At 67.7% G+C, this 16,055-nt stretch carries 11 protein-coding genes; 4 read left to right on the forward strand and 7 right to left on the reverse strand.

The window, feature by feature from the left end:
* Positions 1-184: 184 nt before the first annotated feature.
* The 3 genes from OXM58_10660 to OXM58_10670 form a co-directional block, all read right to left on the reverse strand.
* The gene (locus OXM58_10660) at positions 185-889 is read right to left on the reverse strand and encodes a hypothetical protein (protein MDE0148823.1); all 705 of its coding nucleotides are present in this window, start codon (positions 887-889) and stop codon (positions 185-187) included.
* A gap of 224 nt (positions 890-1,113) precedes the next feature.
* Entirely contained in the window at positions 1,114-2,697 is a 1,584-nt protein-coding gene (locus OXM58_10665) for a cisplatin damage response ATP-dependent DNA ligase (protein ID MDE0148824.1), read from the reverse strand.
* Positions 2,698-2,709: 12 nt separating this feature from the next.
* Positions 2,710-3,723, reverse strand: coding sequence for a ligase-associated DNA damage response exonuclease (locus tag OXM58_10670; GenBank protein ID MDE0148825.1), 1,014 nt, complete (start codon positions 3,721-3,723; stop codon positions 2,710-2,712).
* Positions 3,724-3,885: 162 nt separating this feature from the next.
* Here OXM58_10670 and OXM58_10675 point away from each other — a divergent pair, with 162 nt between their 5' ends.
* The 3 genes from OXM58_10675 to OXM58_10685 all read left to right on the forward strand — a co-directional run bounded on the left by OXM58_10675 (position 3,886) and on the right by OXM58_10685 (position 7,180).
* Positions 3,886-5,100, forward strand: a complete 1,215-nt coding sequence (locus OXM58_10675) for a multidrug effflux MFS transporter (GenBank protein MDE0148826.1) — start codon at positions 3,886-3,888, stop codon at positions 5,098-5,100.
* 5 nt (positions 5,101-5,105) lie between these two features.
* The gene (locus OXM58_10680; protein MDE0148827.1) at positions 5,106-5,666 is read left to right on the forward strand and encodes a gamma-glutamylcyclotransferase; all 561 of its coding nucleotides are present in this window, start codon (positions 5,106-5,108) and stop codon (positions 5,664-5,666) included.
* A 95-nt stretch (positions 5,667-5,761) separates the two neighbouring features.
* On the forward strand, positions 5,762-7,180 hold the full coding sequence (locus tag OXM58_10685) for a Glu/Leu/Phe/Val dehydrogenase (GenBank protein MDE0148828.1): 1,419 nt from the start codon (positions 5,762-5,764) through the stop codon (positions 7,178-7,180).
* Between the two features lie 52 nt (positions 7,181-7,232).
* On the opposite strand, the gene OXM58_10690 is transcribed toward OXM58_10685, so the two are convergent.
* The 4 genes from OXM58_10690 to OXM58_10705 form a co-directional block, all read right to left on the reverse strand.
* A complete protein-coding gene (locus OXM58_10690; GenBank protein MDE0148829.1) occupies positions 7,233-8,318 on the reverse strand; it encodes a BsuBI/PstI family type II restriction endonuclease in 1,086 nt (361 codons plus the stop codon).
* Positions 8,318-10,075, reverse strand: coding sequence for an N-6 DNA methylase (locus OXM58_10695; GenBank protein MDE0148830.1), 1,758 nt, complete (start codon positions 10,073-10,075; stop codon positions 8,318-8,320). The genes OXM58_10690 and OXM58_10695 overlap by 1 nt, the downstream gene beginning before the upstream one ends.
* 97 nt (positions 10,076-10,172) lie before the next feature.
* Positions 10,173-13,721, reverse strand: coding sequence for a ribonucleoside reductase (locus tag OXM58_10700; protein ID MDE0148831.1), 3,549 nt, complete (start codon positions 13,719-13,721; stop codon positions 10,173-10,175).
* A gap of 226 nt (positions 13,722-13,947) precedes the next feature.
* Positions 13,948-14,946 carry an NADP-dependent oxidoreductase gene (locus OXM58_10705; protein ID MDE0148832.1) on the reverse strand — a complete coding sequence of 333 codons (999 nt, stop codon included), beginning with the start codon at positions 14,944-14,946 and terminating at the stop codon, positions 13,948-13,950.
* 213 nt (positions 14,947-15,159) lie between these two features.
* Here OXM58_10705 and OXM58_10710 point away from each other — a divergent pair, with 213 nt between their 5' ends.
* A complete protein-coding gene (locus OXM58_10710) occupies positions 15,160-16,053 on the forward strand; it encodes an alpha/beta hydrolase (GenBank protein ID MDE0148833.1) in 894 nt (297 codons plus the stop codon).
* The last annotated feature ends 2 nt before the right edge of the window (positions 16,054-16,055 follow it).

A 16,055-nucleotide genomic window follows, 5' to 3' on the forward strand; every position in this document is an offset into this window, starting at 1 on the left:
CCTACCGGCCTTTTGCAGAGGAATCCTCTTCAGAGGGGGAGGCCAGGTGGGGGTGGCGCGGCGTCAGCCGCGCGCCGCCGGAAGGCGGCTCTCTCCAGACTGGCACGGCACCCCCATCGACCTCGCTGCGCTCGGCCACTTCCCCCTCTGAAGAGGGGGAAGGAAAATTCTGCCGCCTCCCTTCCTAGGATACCACTGCGGAACCGGCACCGCGAAACTCTGCCACGACGGGAGGCGCGTCTCTTCGGGGCCACGGCCGCGATTCGACGTCGACGCACGCGGATCGGAGACGCTGCGCCAAGCTCTTGCTCGCCAAGACTAGGTGGAGCCGGGAGGCGCCATCGGGACGCGTCTCGCTGTAGCTGTGCGTGCAACCGGGCATTTCATCGGGGCGAGGATGCGCCGCGCGGTAGAGATCGACAAATCCGAGACCCATCAATTCTTCCAGCGCCCCCCGCTCATCTTCCGAATACCAGCGGTCGTTCTTCTCAAGCGGGCCGTCGGCCCTGACCTTGACGTTGAAGTCGCCGCACAGAAGGCTGTCCCGGTCGGCGCAACCCCGGTCGCGGACATGGTCCCGGAGGCGGTTCAGCCATGCCACCCGTCGTTCGATCGCCTTCTCATGGCCCAGACTCTTTGGGCCGTACGGCGCATAGACCGAAGAGACCCAAAGGCCGCCGATATCCACGGTGAGGAAGCGCGATTCTTTTTCCCCGGCGCCCGGCAACTGCCGGACACGCGTCTCCGGCTTCGGCAAATCGCGATGGCTCAATATTGCGACCCCGAGGTCCGAACCGGATATCCGGCCGAGAAACGCGCTTTCGTAACCCTTTTCGCGGAGCGGTTCTGCCGGAAAATCCTTTTCGGAACCGATCTTCTGAAGCGTCACGATATCCGGCTGTCTGGCGTGCAGCCAGTCGAGCAGCCGGGACCCGTTTGTCTTCATGCTGCCGATCGCTACGTTTGCGATTTTCATAACCGGGTCATGCCTCCGATCCCGCGATGTCATTGATTCTACAGTGCGAGACGCCCATGCAAAGCCAGTGGGAGGCACGACTTGGCAAGTCGTCCTCGCGCTAGCACCGACGATGCCCCAAAAATCCGCCGCGTCCCTCACACCATCGCCTCCAGCGCCTCGATCCGGTCGGCCTCCGCTGCGGGCTTGTCCCAGCGGATGCGGGCGATGCGGGGGAAGCGCATGGCGAGGCCGGACTTGTGGCGGCTGCTGGCGTGGATGCTGTCGAAGGCGACCTCGAAGACCAGCCGCTTCTCGACCTCGCGCACCGGGCCGAAGCGGTTCACCGTGTGGTTGCGCACCCATTTGTCGAGCTGCGCCAGATCCGCATCGGTGAAGCCGAAATAGGCCTTGCCGACCGGCACCAGCTCGCCGCCCCGCCACACGCCGAAGGTGTAGTCGGAATAGAAGGAGCTGCGCCTGCCGTGGCCGCGCTGGGCGTACATCAGCACGGCGTCGGCGCGCAGCGGGTCGCGCTTCCACTTGAACCACAGGCCGGTCTTGCGCCCCGGCTCGTAAAGGCTGTCGCGCCGCTTGAGCATCAGCCCTTCGCGGCCCAGCCGGCGCGCCTCGGCCTGAAGCGCGGCGACGTTTCCCCAGTCCGGCGCGTCGAGCAGGGCGGAAAGTTCGATGTCCGGATGGCCGTGCCGCGCCACGAAGGCTTCCAGCTGCCCGCGGCGCCGTTCGAGCGGCAGGCCGCGCAGGTCCGCAGCGCCGTCGAACAATATGTCGTAGGCGATGACGTAGGCCGGGTGTTCGGCCAGCATCTTCTTCGACACCGTCTTGCGGTTGAGCCTTTGTTGCAGCGCGTTGAAGGCGGCCGGATCGGCGGAGGCGGGATCGGCCGAATCGAGGTTGGCGGGGTCGCGCACCAGCAGTTCGCCGTCGAGCACGCCGTCGAAATCCATCGCCGCCAGCACGTCCGGGAAGGCGGCGGAGATGTCGTCCCCGGTGCGCGAATAGAGGCGCCGTTCGCCGCCGCGCGCGGCGAGCTGGACCCGGATGCCGTCCCACTTCCATTCGACCAGCCAGTCGGCCGGGTCGAGGTCCGTCCGCTCTTCGAGCGGGTGGGCGAGCATGAAGGGCCGGAAGGTCGGGCGGCCGGCCACGTCCGGCTTGCGGGCACCATCGGCCAGCCAGGCGAACAGCGCGCCATAGGGCGGATCGACGGCGTGCCAGATTTCCTCGATCTCCTCGACCGCCGTGTCGAAGGCCTGGCCCAGCGCGACCCGGGCGAGCCGGGCCGAGACGCCGATGCGCAGGCCGCCGGTGATCAGCTTGAGCAGGGCCCAGCGGCCGGTCGCGTCGAGCCCGTCGAGCCAGCCGGACACCAGGCCGCGCACCTCCGTCCGCCCGGCGCGGCGCAGGGTTTCGACGACGTCGGCCAGCCCCGGCGCTTCGGCGCTGGCCTGGGTCTGCCACAGCAGCGCCGTCGTCTCCGCCAGGTCGCCGACATAGTCGTAGCTGAGCGCGAACAGCACCTCGTCGGTCTGTTCGCGGGCGAGCTCGCGGATCGCGCCGGCCTTGGCGTTGGGGAAATTCAGCGAGCCGGTGAGCGCCGCCAATGCCCAGCCGCGGTCCGGATCCGGCGTGCGGCGGAAATAGTCGGCCAGCAGGCGCAGCTTGGCGTTGCGCGACGGCGTGTAGACCAGCCGGTCGAGCAGGGCGGCGAAGGCTTTCACGGCCGCCCGGCCCTACTCATCCTCGTCCTCCCGCCCGATCAGGGAGAGGGCGCGGGCGCGGATGCCGCGGCCGGCGGCCCAGTGGACCAGCGCCTCCTCCCGCCCGTGGGTCACCCAGACCTCCGGCGCGCCGACCTCTTCCAGCGTTGCGGTGAGTTCGTCCCAGTCGGCATGGTCGGAGATAATCAGCGGCAGCTCGACGCCGCGCTGCTTCGCGCGCTGGCGCACCCGCATCCAGCCCGACGCCATCGCGGTCACCGGGTCGGGCAGGCGGCGCGACCAGCGGTCGGACAGCGAACCCGGCGGGGCAAGCACGATTTCCCCGGCGAAGGCGGCCCTGTCCCGACCCGTCGCCGGCTCCAACGGGCCGAGGCCGATGCCGTGCGCTTCGTACAGGTCGCACAGGGCCTGCAGCGCGCCGTGCAGGAAGAGCGGCCGGTCCCAGCCGGCCTCGCGGATCAGCCGGATCGTCCGCTGCGCCTTGCCGAGGCCATAGGCGCCGACCAGATGGGCGCGCTCCGGGAACAGGGCGACGGAGGCGAGCAGGGACGCGATCTCGCCGGCGTCGTCCGGGTGGCGGAACACCGGCAGGGCGAAGGTCGCCTCGGTCACGAAGACGTCGCAGGCGACCGGCTCGAAGGCCGGGCAGGTCGGATCGCGCCGGCGCTTGTAGTCGCCCGAGACGACGATGCGCTGGCCGCCATGCTCCAGCACGACCTGGGCCGAGCCGAGGACATGGCCGGCCGGGACCAGCCGGACGATCACATTGCCCAGATCGAGGCTTTCGCCGTAAGCCAGCGGCTGCGCCTGCCGGGCGGCGGCATCGGCGTAGCGTGCCCGCATGATTGCGAGCGTTTCCGGCGTCGCGAGCACGCTGCCGTTGCCGGGCCGGGCGTGATCGGCATGGCCGTGGGTCACGACGGCGCGGTCGACCGGGCGGACCGGATCGACATAGAGATCGGCCGGCGCGCACCTCAGGCCGCGCTCGGTCGCCTTCAGCCAGTCTTCCGGGCGCAACCCGGCCATGCAGCCTCACGCTTCCGTTTCGGTTTGGCCCACGCGCCGCTTTGGATTAGGCATCCCGGGCCGAGACATTCCGGTGCGCCATCGGCGCAACAGACCGCCGTAATCGCCGACAGGGACCATGCCACAAACCCCGCACACTGCAATCCGCAAGACCCCCGCCGGATGAAACGGCCGGCGCCGACCTCGTGGATCGTCACCGCGATCCTCGGCATAACGGCCGCGATCACGGCGCTCGCCGTCGACATGACGCTGCCGGCCCTGCCGGATATGGCGCGCTCGCTGCGGGTGAGCCCGACCGAGGCCCAGTTCACCATCTCGGCCTTCCTGATCGGCTATGCCGGTGCGCAGCTTGTCTACGGGCCGCTGTCGGACCGGTTCGGCCGGCGGCCGGTGCTCGTGTCTTCGCTGGCGATCTTCGTCGCCGCCTCGGCGCTGTGCGCCGCCGCCGGTTCGATCGACATGCTGCTGCTCGGCCGGTTCTGCCAGGGCGTGGGCGCCGCGGCGTCCATGGCGATCGGCCGGGCCTGCATCCGCGACATCTACGGGACGCGCGCGACCGGGCCGATGTCGTGGGTGATGCTGATTTTCGGTGTCGGGCCGATCCTGGCGCCCCTGCTCGGCGGCCTGATCGTCGGCGCAGAAGGGTGGCAGGGCGTCTTCGTCTGGCTGCTCGGCATCGGCGCGGCCATGTGGCTGGTCATAGTCCTGTTCCTCGACGAAACCAACACGCGGCTCAACGCCGACGCCACGCGGGCGGGGCCGATCCTGCGGAACTTCGCCATGCTCAGCCGGCACCGGCTGTTCCTGGGCTATGCCCTGGTCACCATCGGGCTGTACGGCACGCTGTTCGCCATGCTGTCGGCGCTGCCCTTCATTCTGGAGGCGCGTCTGGCCGCGTCGCCGGAGGATATCGGCTTTTCCTTCGCCGCGCTGATGGTCGGCCAGGTCGTCGGTGCCTTCCTTTCGGGGCGGCTTTCCGCGCGGCTCGGCGCCGTCCCCCTCCTCCTGACCGGCGCGGCGATCATCATCGTGTCGGTTGCGGCGATGATCGCGGCGGTTTCCGCCGGCGCGGCCGGTTTCGGCGCCTATGTCGGCCCGCTGTTCGGCGTCGTGCTCGGCCTTGGCCTGTCTTCGCCCAGCCTCTATGCCGGCGTTCTCGCCCCCTTTCCGACCATCGCCGGCTCGGTTTCGTCGCTCATCGGCATCATCCAGTTCGTCTCCGGCGCGGCGCTCGGCGCACTCGCCGTGGCCCTCGTCGATCCGGCGGGATTGAACCTCGGCTTTCAGATGGTGCTGCAAGCCGCACTGGCGGCCTTTGCGGTCGCGTTCATCGTCCGGCCGGCGCTGAAGCGGCTGGACCTGCCGGCCGAACGCTGATCCGGATGTGGCTGTTCGGTTACGGCTCGCTGATGTGGCGGCCCGGCTTCGATTACGCCGAGCGGCGGCGGGCGACGCTGCACGGCCGGCAGCGCGCCCTGTGCGTGCGCACGGTCCACCACCGCGGCACCGCGGCGCGGCCGGGCCTGGTCATGGGCCTGAAGCCGGGCGGATCCTGCACCGGGATCGCCTACCGGATCTCGGCGGAAGATGCCGAAGCGGTCGCCGCCTATCTGCGCAAGCGCGAACTCGACCACTATCCGGTCTACCTCGAAAGCGCCGTGGCAATCGAACTGGACGACGGCCGCGAGGTTTCGGCGACGACCTACCTGCCGCGCGCCAGGCATCCGGACTTCCTGCCCGATCTCGGTCCGGAGGAACAGCTCGCCATCGTCCGGCAGGCGGAAGGCGTCAGCGGCAGCAATGCCGATTATGTCCGCAGCGCCGCCCGCGCCCTGCGCGAACTGGGAATCGACGAGCCGGCCATCTTCGCGGCGGAGGCGGCGCTGAAAGGACGGGCGGATTCGATCGACATCCCCGATGACGCCGGGCGGCTTCCGGGATAGGGTGTTTTTGCGCCCGGTGCGGAAGCGTCGGGCCATGTGGCCTGGCGGCTGCGGGTAACCTGCCAGACCTGCCCTAACCGCGACCGGAGGCCGGCGTGAATACTTCGACAGAACCCAATTTCCAGGCCAGCGTCCGCGGCATGTTCGACCGGGCCGCCCGGGCCCTCGCCATCCCGGACGACCTGGTGGAGACCATCCGCGAGTGCAATTCCGTCATCCAGCTGCGTTTCCCGGTGCGCCTCCGGGGCAGCTACCATACCTTCTGCGGCTGGCGCGCGGTGCACAGCGAACACCGCCTCCCCGTGAAGGGCGGCATCCGCTACGCGCCCCAGGTCGACCAGCAGGAGGTCGAGGCCCTGGCCTCGCTGATGACCTTCAAATGCGCGCTGGTCGACGTGCCGTTCGGCGGCGCCAAGGGCGGACTGGCGATCCGCCCCGCAGACTATACGGAGGACGAACTGGAGCGGATCACCCGCCGCTTCACCCAGGAGCTCGCCGACCGCGGCTATATCAGCCCGAGCCGCGATGTGCCGGCGCCGGACATGGGCACCGGCGCGCGCGAGATGGCCTGGATGGCCGACGAGTACCGGAAGCTCTACCCCTCGGAGATCGACGCGATCGCCTGCGTGACCGGCAAGCCGGTGACCCAGGGCGGCATTCCCGGCCGCACGGAGGCGACCGGCCGCGGCGTCCAGTATGTCGTCCGCGAGTTCTTCGAGCATCCCGAAGACGTGGCCATGGCCGGCCTGGACGGCGGCCTCGAAGGCAAGCGGATGATCGTCCAGGGCTTCGGCAACGTCGGCTTCAACGCGGCGAAATTCTTCGTCGAGGAAGACGGCGTGCGCCTCGTCGGGGTGATCGAATACGACGGCGCGCTGCTGTCCGACGACGGCATCGATCCCGAGGCGCTCGCCGAACACCGCGCCCGCACCGGCGGCATGAAGGGCTTCCGCGGCGCGCAATTCGTCGAGGACGGCGCATCGGCCCTCGAGGCGGAGTGCGATATTCTCGTGCCCGCCGCCCTGGAGAGCCAGATCACCGCCGCCAACGCCGCGCGCATCCGCGCCAGGCTGATCGTCGAGGCCGCCAACGGGCCGGTGACGCTGGAGGCCGACCGCGCATTGCTCGCGCGCGGCAGGGTCGTGCTGCCGGACATCCTGGTCAACGCCGGCGGCGTGACCGTCAGCTATTTCGAATGGGTCAAGAACGTCTCGCACATGCGCTTCGGCCGCCTGTCGCGCCAGCTCGAAATCCAGCGCGGCCTGCGCATCGTCGACATGATCGAAACGGCGGCCGGCCGGCCGGTGCCGGAAGAACTCAAGGCGCCGCTGCTGCGCGGCACCGACGAGCTCGACCTGGTCGAATCCGGCCTCGAAGGCGTCATGCGCGACGGCTACGGCGCGATCCGCCAACGGATGCGCGACACGGAAGCGATCGACGACCTGCGCACCGCCGCCTTCGCCGTCGGCCTGGAAAAGGTCGCGCTGTCGTACCAGCAGATGGGGCTGGCGTGAGGGAGCGGCCGTCGACGTAATAGGCGCTCCGGCCGTACTCCCGAGGGCACCACTACATTCTCATCAACTCCGACAGGCGCGCTCGTTCCGTATCGGCACCCTCGTGCAGCAGTAGGATGTGATCCGGTTCCGACATGAACCAGGCGAATGAACGCCATGCCAATTCGCTTACCGAGTCCTTGAATGCCGCCTCGTTCCGATCCGCATAAGCCGTAAGGAACGCCACCTGTCCTTCGCTGAAGCCCGCTTCAGTTGCGATGGCCATCAGCGCTGCCTGTCGTCCTTCAGTGACCGGCCCTGCCGTTGCGACGACCTCCACGAACACGAGCAGCGGCTCGACCGGTTCAAGGTCAACCAGAATCAGATCCGGCAGATTCCTGTCCGGCTCGATTGCGAGGCCGATGTCCTGTGCCAGGCCGTCGTCCCGCGCCACCACCTGATTTCGGCTTTCGCTCAACCAGATAACCCCCGGTTGACCCAGGAACCGCGTCGCAAACTCTTCGACGACCGCCTTGGAGATCACGGAACTCGGACCGGGTTCCATGTGCCGTGTCTCCCCATTGGGAAACGTCACGAGAACTCCCGCCTCGCGGGCTACCGCTCCCCGGCGCATGATCGCAACTCGGGCCAATGCGCCCTTGGACAGGTTCGCCGCCCGCCATTCCTCCATCAATGTATTCAACGTATCTTCCGTCAGCGAGGGATCGAACAGCGCCGCAAAATCCGGCGCCAACGCATAGCGCGGGAGTGGCGATGTCGTCGGCAGTCCTTCCCTTTCCTTCACCGCACCGATTCGCACCAGCCCCTCGCGCAGCGTCTCGTCGCGGATCGATTCGCGTGTGTTCGCGGCGTACCACCTTCCGTCGATATCGCCAGTGGTCGGACGCATCGACAATTCCAGCCACCCTGCGCGATCGGAGTCGCCTTCCTGTGCTGCCTGAGCATCCGACATCCGCGTCACCTGATCGGGGCGCAGCCAACATTCCTCACCATCGACCGCCCCGATATACAGCATGACAAAGACCGTCTTCGCCGCGATCTCCCGGGTGACATAGTTCCGGTTCGCCGTTCCCTCGGGAAAGATTGCCTGCAGGCGTTCGTGAATATCGGGAACGGGCAGGAGCGGCGGCAGCAGCATTATCCGGCCCCATGGCCGTATAGACGTTCGACCGCCCGTTCCAGCGTTGCCTGGTTCGCCCGCTCATTCACCAGCCGCTCGATCTCCGCCATGTTTTTCGGCAGCGGAAGAGGCAAGGCTTCCAGCTCATAGGCCGAAACGGCGACGCTTCCGTTGATGCACCGAAAAACCTGATCTACGACATCGCTGTTCAACAGAACGGCCAGCGCCGCCGGCGCCACTTTTGGCGTGCCATTGAGCGGTCTGATCATGTTCAGGTGATTCTCGATCACAACCGCGCCGTGCTCCGCGATGAATGCCGCTGGCAGTTCCGCCGCGATCAGCCGCCGGCATTGCTCTTTGGCCGTCGTTCTTTGCAGCAGTACGCACGGAAACTCCGTCACCACCCACCGTTCCTTGGCTTTCGGCTCGAAATACGGCTTGTGGTTTCGTTTCTCCGCCCGGAACGAAAACACCCCTTCCGGTCTCACGGCCTCTGCCCAGATCAGCGGATAGCGTCCCTTGCCCGGCCGGTCCCGCAAACTCGCCTTGTGCCGGTTCCATACCAGCGGCCCCGTGCTGACCGTGTAGCCGTAATCGGCCAGCCGATATGGCAGTTCGTCGACCTGACGCACCAGCGCGCTTTGTGCTTCCGTTCTCGGCATCAGCCAGGGCCGGCTCGGGTCTTCGGGCAGATTGAACGAGCCTGCGGTCGTCCTCACGACCGAGCCGTCCCCTCCCGAGGACAGGAAATGGACTTTCCCGGTGCGCGAAGTGCCGCCCCGCTTGTATGTCGCCAACAGCGTTTCCTGGAGAACATCCGCGAAAATACCCTTGCGCTTTGCCACGAAATCAATGCTGACCGGCGGTGCTTCCCGACCCAGCAAACCGCGCAATGCCTTGAAATACTCTCCAGCCAGGAAGCTCGTCGGCGTCACATAGGCAATGACTCCGCCCGGCTGCGCAAATCGAAGCGCGAGATCGGTAAACACGCCGTACAGATTCGCATGGCCGAACAGGCTGCGCTGGAATTTCTTGCGCGCGCCCGTGGAGAGCCTGACCCGTCCATAGGGCGGATTGCCGACGACGAGATCAAACCTCTCGCCGTCGACCGTTTGTTCGAGGCTGTCGCAGACCCGTACTACCGAGTTCAGACGCATTCCCGCCAAATGGCACAGGTCGGCAAGCGTCACGTCGAGGAATACCTGAGACATCCACGCGGCAAACGGATCCAGTTCGTAACCGTGCAAACGACGCTGAATGTCCTGCACAGCGATCTTCGCCTCGCAGTCACGCAAACTGCTCGCCATACGCCGGGCCACTGGAGACAGGAAAGCGCCTCCTCCGCACGCCGGGTCGAGTATCCGCGCCGTTCGCCAATCGACCCCTTCCATCGTCGCCATATCCAGCAGGCATTCGCAGAGCGCTGGCGGCGTGTAGTAAGCGCCCTGTCGAGCCCGAATGCCACCCGGCATCGTCGCGGTGTACAGCACCCCGATCGCGTAGCCGGCATCCATCACATCCAGCTTCGCCGCAGCGCACCCGATGTTCTCGGCTAATTCTCTGGCTTCCTTCGGCATCGAATAGTGCTCGATATCGAAGGGCGGCTTGCGCAGCGTCCAATGACGATCCGACTCTATCTGCAACTGTTGCCAATAGGCATTGATCGCACCGAAGACGACACTCCGCGCAAAGATCATCTGATGCTGCTGCTCGACCGATGACGCCAAGAAGCGGGCGCGCGAAGATTCCTCCTCAATCCTCGCAAGCGCGGACATTGACGGCATTGCATCTCGGCTATCGCAATTTGTTGGCATTCCGGTCGCCACGCCGCGTTTCAAGAGAGATCCGGATGTCGGTTCGATTCCGCCGCCCTCACCCGCACTTGCTGTAGGTGCAGCCGGTGCAGATGTCGCAGCCTTCCTGGCGGATCAGGGCGCGCTGGCCGCATTTCGGGCAGCCGCGCATGGCCGGGCCGGCGCTGCCTGACCCCGGCCCGCCGCCCGTTACGGCGATCGCCTGCCCCCGGGCGCCCCCGCCCGCACCCGCGCCGGCGGCCACCGCCGCCTCCGTGCCGCCGACGACCTTCAATTCCCGCCGGCCTTCCCGGGCCTCTTTCGGATCGGGCAGGAAGCCGATGTCGATCATGTGCTGCTCGATGACGTCGCCGATGGCGGCGAGCAGGCTGGGGACATAGCGCGGGCCGACCCACTGGCCGCCGCGCGGATCGAACACCGCCTTCAGCTCCTCGACCACGAAGGAGACGTCGCCGCCGCGGCGGAACACGGCGCTGATCATGCGCGTCAGGCCGACCGTCCAGGCGTAATGCTCGGTATTCTTCGAGTTGATGAAGATCTCGAAGGGCCGGCGGCGACCGTCCTGCACGATGTCGTTGAGCGTGATGTAGATGGCGTGGTCGCTCTCCGGCCAGCGGATCTTGTAGGTCCGGCCGGGCAGCGCCTCGGGCCGGTCGAGCGGCTTGGTCATGTAGACGACCCCGCCGGCGTCGAGATCGTCCTTCGGCCTGGCCGCCGCGGTCTTCTCCGGCGGGGCGAGCGGCAGTTCCTGCTGCCCGGACGTGTCCGCTTCCCGCCTGCCGGCGTTCAGCACCGCGCCGGTGACGTCGTTGGGCCGGTAGGTCGTGCAGCCCTTGCAGCCCATGTCGAACGCCATCCGGTAGACGTCCTTGAAGGCGTCGAAGCTTATGTCCTCCGGGCAGTTGATCGTCTTGGAGATCGAGCTGTCGACGTGCTTCTGGACCACCGCCTGCATCACGACATGGTCGCGCGGGCTCAGGTCCCCGGCATCGACGAACCAGTCGGGCAGCGGCGCGTCGGCGCCCTTCAGCCGGCGGTAGAGCCGCCAGGCATGGTCCGCCACCTCTTCCTCGCGCCGCGTTCCGTCCGGCATCAGGACGTTGCGGGTGTAGGACCAGGTGAAGACCGGCTCGACGCCGGAGGACACGTTATCGGCCAGCAGCGAGATCGTGCCGGTCGGCGCGATCGAGGTCAGCAGGGCGTTGCGCAGCCCCTTTTCGCGGATCGCGTCGCGCACCGCGTCGTCCGCGTCTGCCATGGCCGGCGTCGCGAGATATTTCTCCGCGTCGAACAGGGGGAAGGCGCCCTTCTCGACGGCCAGATCGGCCGAGGCCAGATACGCCGCCTTCTGCACCGCCGCGAGCCATTGCCCGGCCAGCCGCACGGCCTCCGCACTGCCGTAGCGCGCCCGGCACATGATGAGCGCGTCGGCGAGCCCCGTCACGCCCAGCCCGATGCGCCGCTTGGCCAGCGCCTCCGCCCGCTGTTCCGGCAGCGGGAAATTCGAGATGTCGGTGACATTGTCCATCATGCGCACGGCGACGGCGGTGAGCGCGCGCAGGTCTTCGAGGTCCAGCGCGGCGTCCGGCTCGAACGGCTTCCGGACCAGCCGGGCCAGGTTGATCGAGCCGAGCAGGCAGGCGCCGTAGGGCGGCAACGGCTGCTCGCCGCAATTGTGGACATAGAGGCCGTTGGCGTCGAAGGCGTTGACGCCCGGCACCCGGACGTCGAAGACCTCTTCCTCGCCATCCGGCTCGACCGTATCGACCACCGCCAGGAAGCGCTCCCGGTTGGGCCGGCGCCTGTAATTCGCGAGCGCAAATTCGAGCTTTGCCCGCTTCTCCGTGTCGGCGAACCCGATCAGTTCCGCATAGCGGCCGACATTCTCGTTGGCAATGACGAGTTCATGCTGCGCGCCGGTGCGGTACGCCCGATGGCCGCCCTTGCCGTCGGGCAGGGACCGCATCTGCGCCGGGCGGCGGTCGGCATAGATCGTGGCGATGATGCCGAGCCGGGCCAGCATGCGCTGGACGGTTCGCAGCCGTTCCAGGTCGCTCTGCGCCAGGCGGAGGCTGACGCCCTTTTCCTGTGTGCCCTGCACGCTGCCGTCGGCATCGAAGAAGCCGCGCAGGAAGCCGATCGTGAAGCCGGAGGATGCGGTCTCGATCTTCGGCGTCAGGTCCTTGCGCCCCGGCGCCATGCCCAGATCGAGCGCCAGCGCCTTGACGGCGGCGAGCGACAGGCGGTGCTCGCTGCGGCCCCGGACCGGACTCCAGCCGGTGAAGTCGGCGCGATGCGGCAGCGTCTTCGCCGCGGCCAGCGCCGCCGCCATCACGCCGTCTGCGCCGTCCGGCGCGCAGCCCACGTTACCGCCCCCGTTGCCGGCCGCGCGGCGCTTCCAGACGCTCAAGACGGCCTTGTCGGCCTTCAGCGTGCCGTCGCCGACCAGCAGGCCGATCAGATAGCCTTGCTCCTGCGAATACGGGCCGGGCCAAGATGGCGCGGCGCGATGGTCGTGCAGGACGATCATGTCGCCCGCCGCCAGTTCGCCGGCCGGCTTCCACGCCCTGCCGATCCGGTTCCGGGTGCGGGAGCCGGCGGTCAACACCCGATGATCGGCGGTCAGGCGCAGGCAATGACCCTCCCGCGTCCGCACCGCGAGCACCGGCTTGCGGCCCGTCGGGAAGAAGCCGGACGGACCGGTCTCGACATCCCGCCCGTCGACCCGCGCCCTGAATCGGCAGCCGGCCAGATCGCGCACCTGCCGCGGCCCGTCGCCGGTGTGTACCCAGGTATCGGCAGTGACGCAGGGGTTGGTGGCATGGATGGTTTCCGCATAGTTCAACGGGTTCTGCCGGTTGATGCGGTCGATGAAGATGACGCCCGGTTCGGCGAACGCATAGGTGGAGCGCATGATGGCATCCCACAGCGCCCGCGCCTGCACGGTGCGGTAGACCGTGCCGCCGAAGACGAGATCCCACGGATCGTCGCGCCGGACGGCGTCCATGAGGGCGTCGGTCACCAGCACCGAGAGGTTGAACATGCGCAGGCGGCCGGGCTCGCGCTTGGCCTCGATGAAGGCCTCGATATCCGGATGGTCGCAGCGCATGGTCGCCATCATGGCGCCGCGGCGGTGTCCCGCGCTCATGATGGTCCGGCACATGGAATCCCAGACATCCATGAAGGAGAGCGGCCCGGACGCGTCGGCGCCGACACCGCGGACCGGCGCGCCGCGCGGCCTGAGCGTCGAGAAATCGTAGCCGATGCCGCCGCCCTGCTGCATGGTGAGCGCGGCTTCCTGGAGCTGGCGGAAGATGCCGCTCATGTCGTCCGGGATTTCGCCCATGACGAAGCAGTTGAACAGGGTGACGTTGCGGTCCGCCCCGGCGCCGGCGAGGATGCGGCCGGCCGGCAGGAAGCGGAAATCGCGCATGGCATCGAAGAACCGGTCTTCCCAGGCCGCCGGCTCGCCCTCGACCGCCGCCAGCGCCTTCGCCACCCGCCGCCAGGTGTCGTCGATCGTCCGGTCGACCGGCGCGCCGTCCGGCCCCTTGAGCCGGTATTTCATGTCCCAGATCCGGTGGGAGATGGCGGCGATGTTGGTCATACGGTTGGCGTCTCCGGCCGCGCAGCCGCAAGGCTACAGCCTCCTAAACTAGCATCGCGCGGTGAGTTCGACAATAGTTTGTTCCGCATTTGTTTACACACATTAGATCACAGCAAACGACCGGTCAACCGGCTGCAATTCCTGAATTTTCCGGGTTATCCCCGGCATTGAACGGGGCCGGATTCCGACCTGTACCCATGCCTGGATTTTCTTGCGCAAATTGTCTTCAGATTCGGCTCCCGCCGCTATCCGAATAGCGCACCAGCATCTTGCCGACATGGTTGCCGGAGAGCACGTCGTGCAGGGCGGCCGGCGTCCGCTCCATGCCGTCGACGACCTGGTTGTGCATCGCCAGGCGGCCGGCCCGCAGCAGCGCGCCCAGGCGCTCGATGACGAGCGGATACAGCGCCTTGTAGGCGTAGCGGTTGAATGAATGGATCGTCGCCTCCCGCGACCAGACATGGCGCAGGTTCGCCATGTCCCGCTCCGGCTCGGCGCTGTTGTTCGCCGCGACGCGGCCGACCAGCAGGATATCGGCCCCCAGGGCGAGGCGTTCGGACACGGCGTCGGCCACCGGGCCGCCGACCGTATCGAAATAGAGGTTCACGCCGTCCGGGCAGGCCGCGGCGAGGTCGTCGCGGAAGCTGCCGGAGCGGTAATCGACCGCCGCATCCGCGCCCAGCCGGTCGCGCACGAAGGCGGCCTTTTCCGGCCCGCCGGCGATCCCGACGACCCGCGCCCCGGCCAGCCGGCCGAGCTGCACCGCATAGCTGCCGACCGCGCCCGCCGCCGAGGTGACGACCAGGGTTTCGCCCGGCATCGGCCGCACCTTCTGCGAAAAAGCGAGATACGGGGTCTGGCCCGGCGAGGACAGGGCGGTCAGCCATTCCTCCGCCGTGTAGACGTCGGAGGCGAGCGAGACGTCCTCCGGCCGGACGGCGGCATAGTCCTGCCAGCCCTGGCGGCCGACCACCGCCGCACCGGCCGGCAGCGCTTCGCACCGGCTCTCGACGACCCGGCCGAAGGTATCGCAGGAGATCGTCTCGCCAATATCGAACGGCCGGATGAAGTTCCTGAAATCCTTGGTGCGCATGCCCTGCCAGGCCGACAGCGCCGCCATTTCGATGCGCACCAGCGCCTGGCCGTCCCCGATCTCCGGAACTGGGCCACGCTGGAGTTCGAAATTCTCCGGGCCGGCAAGATGGACCGGGCGGGAGCGCAACACGAAACGGCGGTTTTCGGCGGACGGGATGGTTCGCACTCCTATCGGTATCGGGATCGCCGGCACCGTATAGAAGGGGCGGCGGCGTGTGAAGCGGACCCGGCCAGAGACCTTTGCGCCCCGGCCGGTTCGTGCTAGCGCTGCGCCCGAAACAGGCGCTGCCGGGCGGTTACGGCCCCGCGCGATCATCGCAGGAGCGGGCGGCAGGGGGAGACCATGGACTATCGCGACTTACCGCGCGAAGAACTGATACGCCAGTACAGCCCGCGCATCGCGGTGCCCGAGCATCCGGTCTGGAAGGCCCAGTGGACGCTCGCCAGCGCGCTGGCGCGCAGCACATACGAAGGCCGGCTGCGCATCCCCTACGGGCCGACGGAGGGCCAGACGCTGGACCTGTTTCCGGCGAAGGAGCCGGGGTCGCCGATCAACATTTTCGTTCATGGCGGCTTCTGGCGCTTTCTCGACAGCTTCGACCACACCCTGGTCGCCCCGGCGGTGCTCGACGCCGGCGGCGCGTCGATCCTGCTCAACTACGATCTCTGCCCGAAGGTTCCGCTCACCGAAGTCGTGCGCCAGGTCCGCGCCGCGCTGAAATGGGTCTGGGACCATGCCGAAGAGGCCAACGGCGACCGGGAGAAGATTTACATTTCCGGCCATTCGGCGGGCGGCCACCTCGCCTCGATGATGTGCACCGGCGATTTCAACCGCGACTTCGGCCTGCCGGACGATGCGGTCAAGGGCGCGACCATCGTGAGCGCGATGCTGGACCTGGAGCCGGTGATGCTGGTGCCGGGGTCAGAGGAACTGCTCGTGCCGGACGACGAGGTGCGCGCGCTCAGCCCGCGTTACAATCCGCCGGCGCCGCACATTCCGCTGGTCGTCGCCGTCGGCGGCATGGAGACCACCGAGTGGATCCGCCAGACCGACGACATGATGGTCGTGCTGCGCGAACAGGGCAGCCCGGTTGTCTATCTCAAGCCGGAATTCGACCAGCACTATTCGATCCTGCTGTCGCTCGGCAATCCGCTGTCGGAACTGTGCGCCGCCATGCAGGGGCAGATGGGCCTGCCGGCGATGGACCCGTATGTGTTCGGCGACGTCGTCTGGTGAGC

It is taken from the genome of Rhodospirillaceae bacterium (assembly GCA_028819475.1).
Lineage (GTDB): Bacteria > Pseudomonadota > Alphaproteobacteria > Bin65 > Bin65 > Bin65.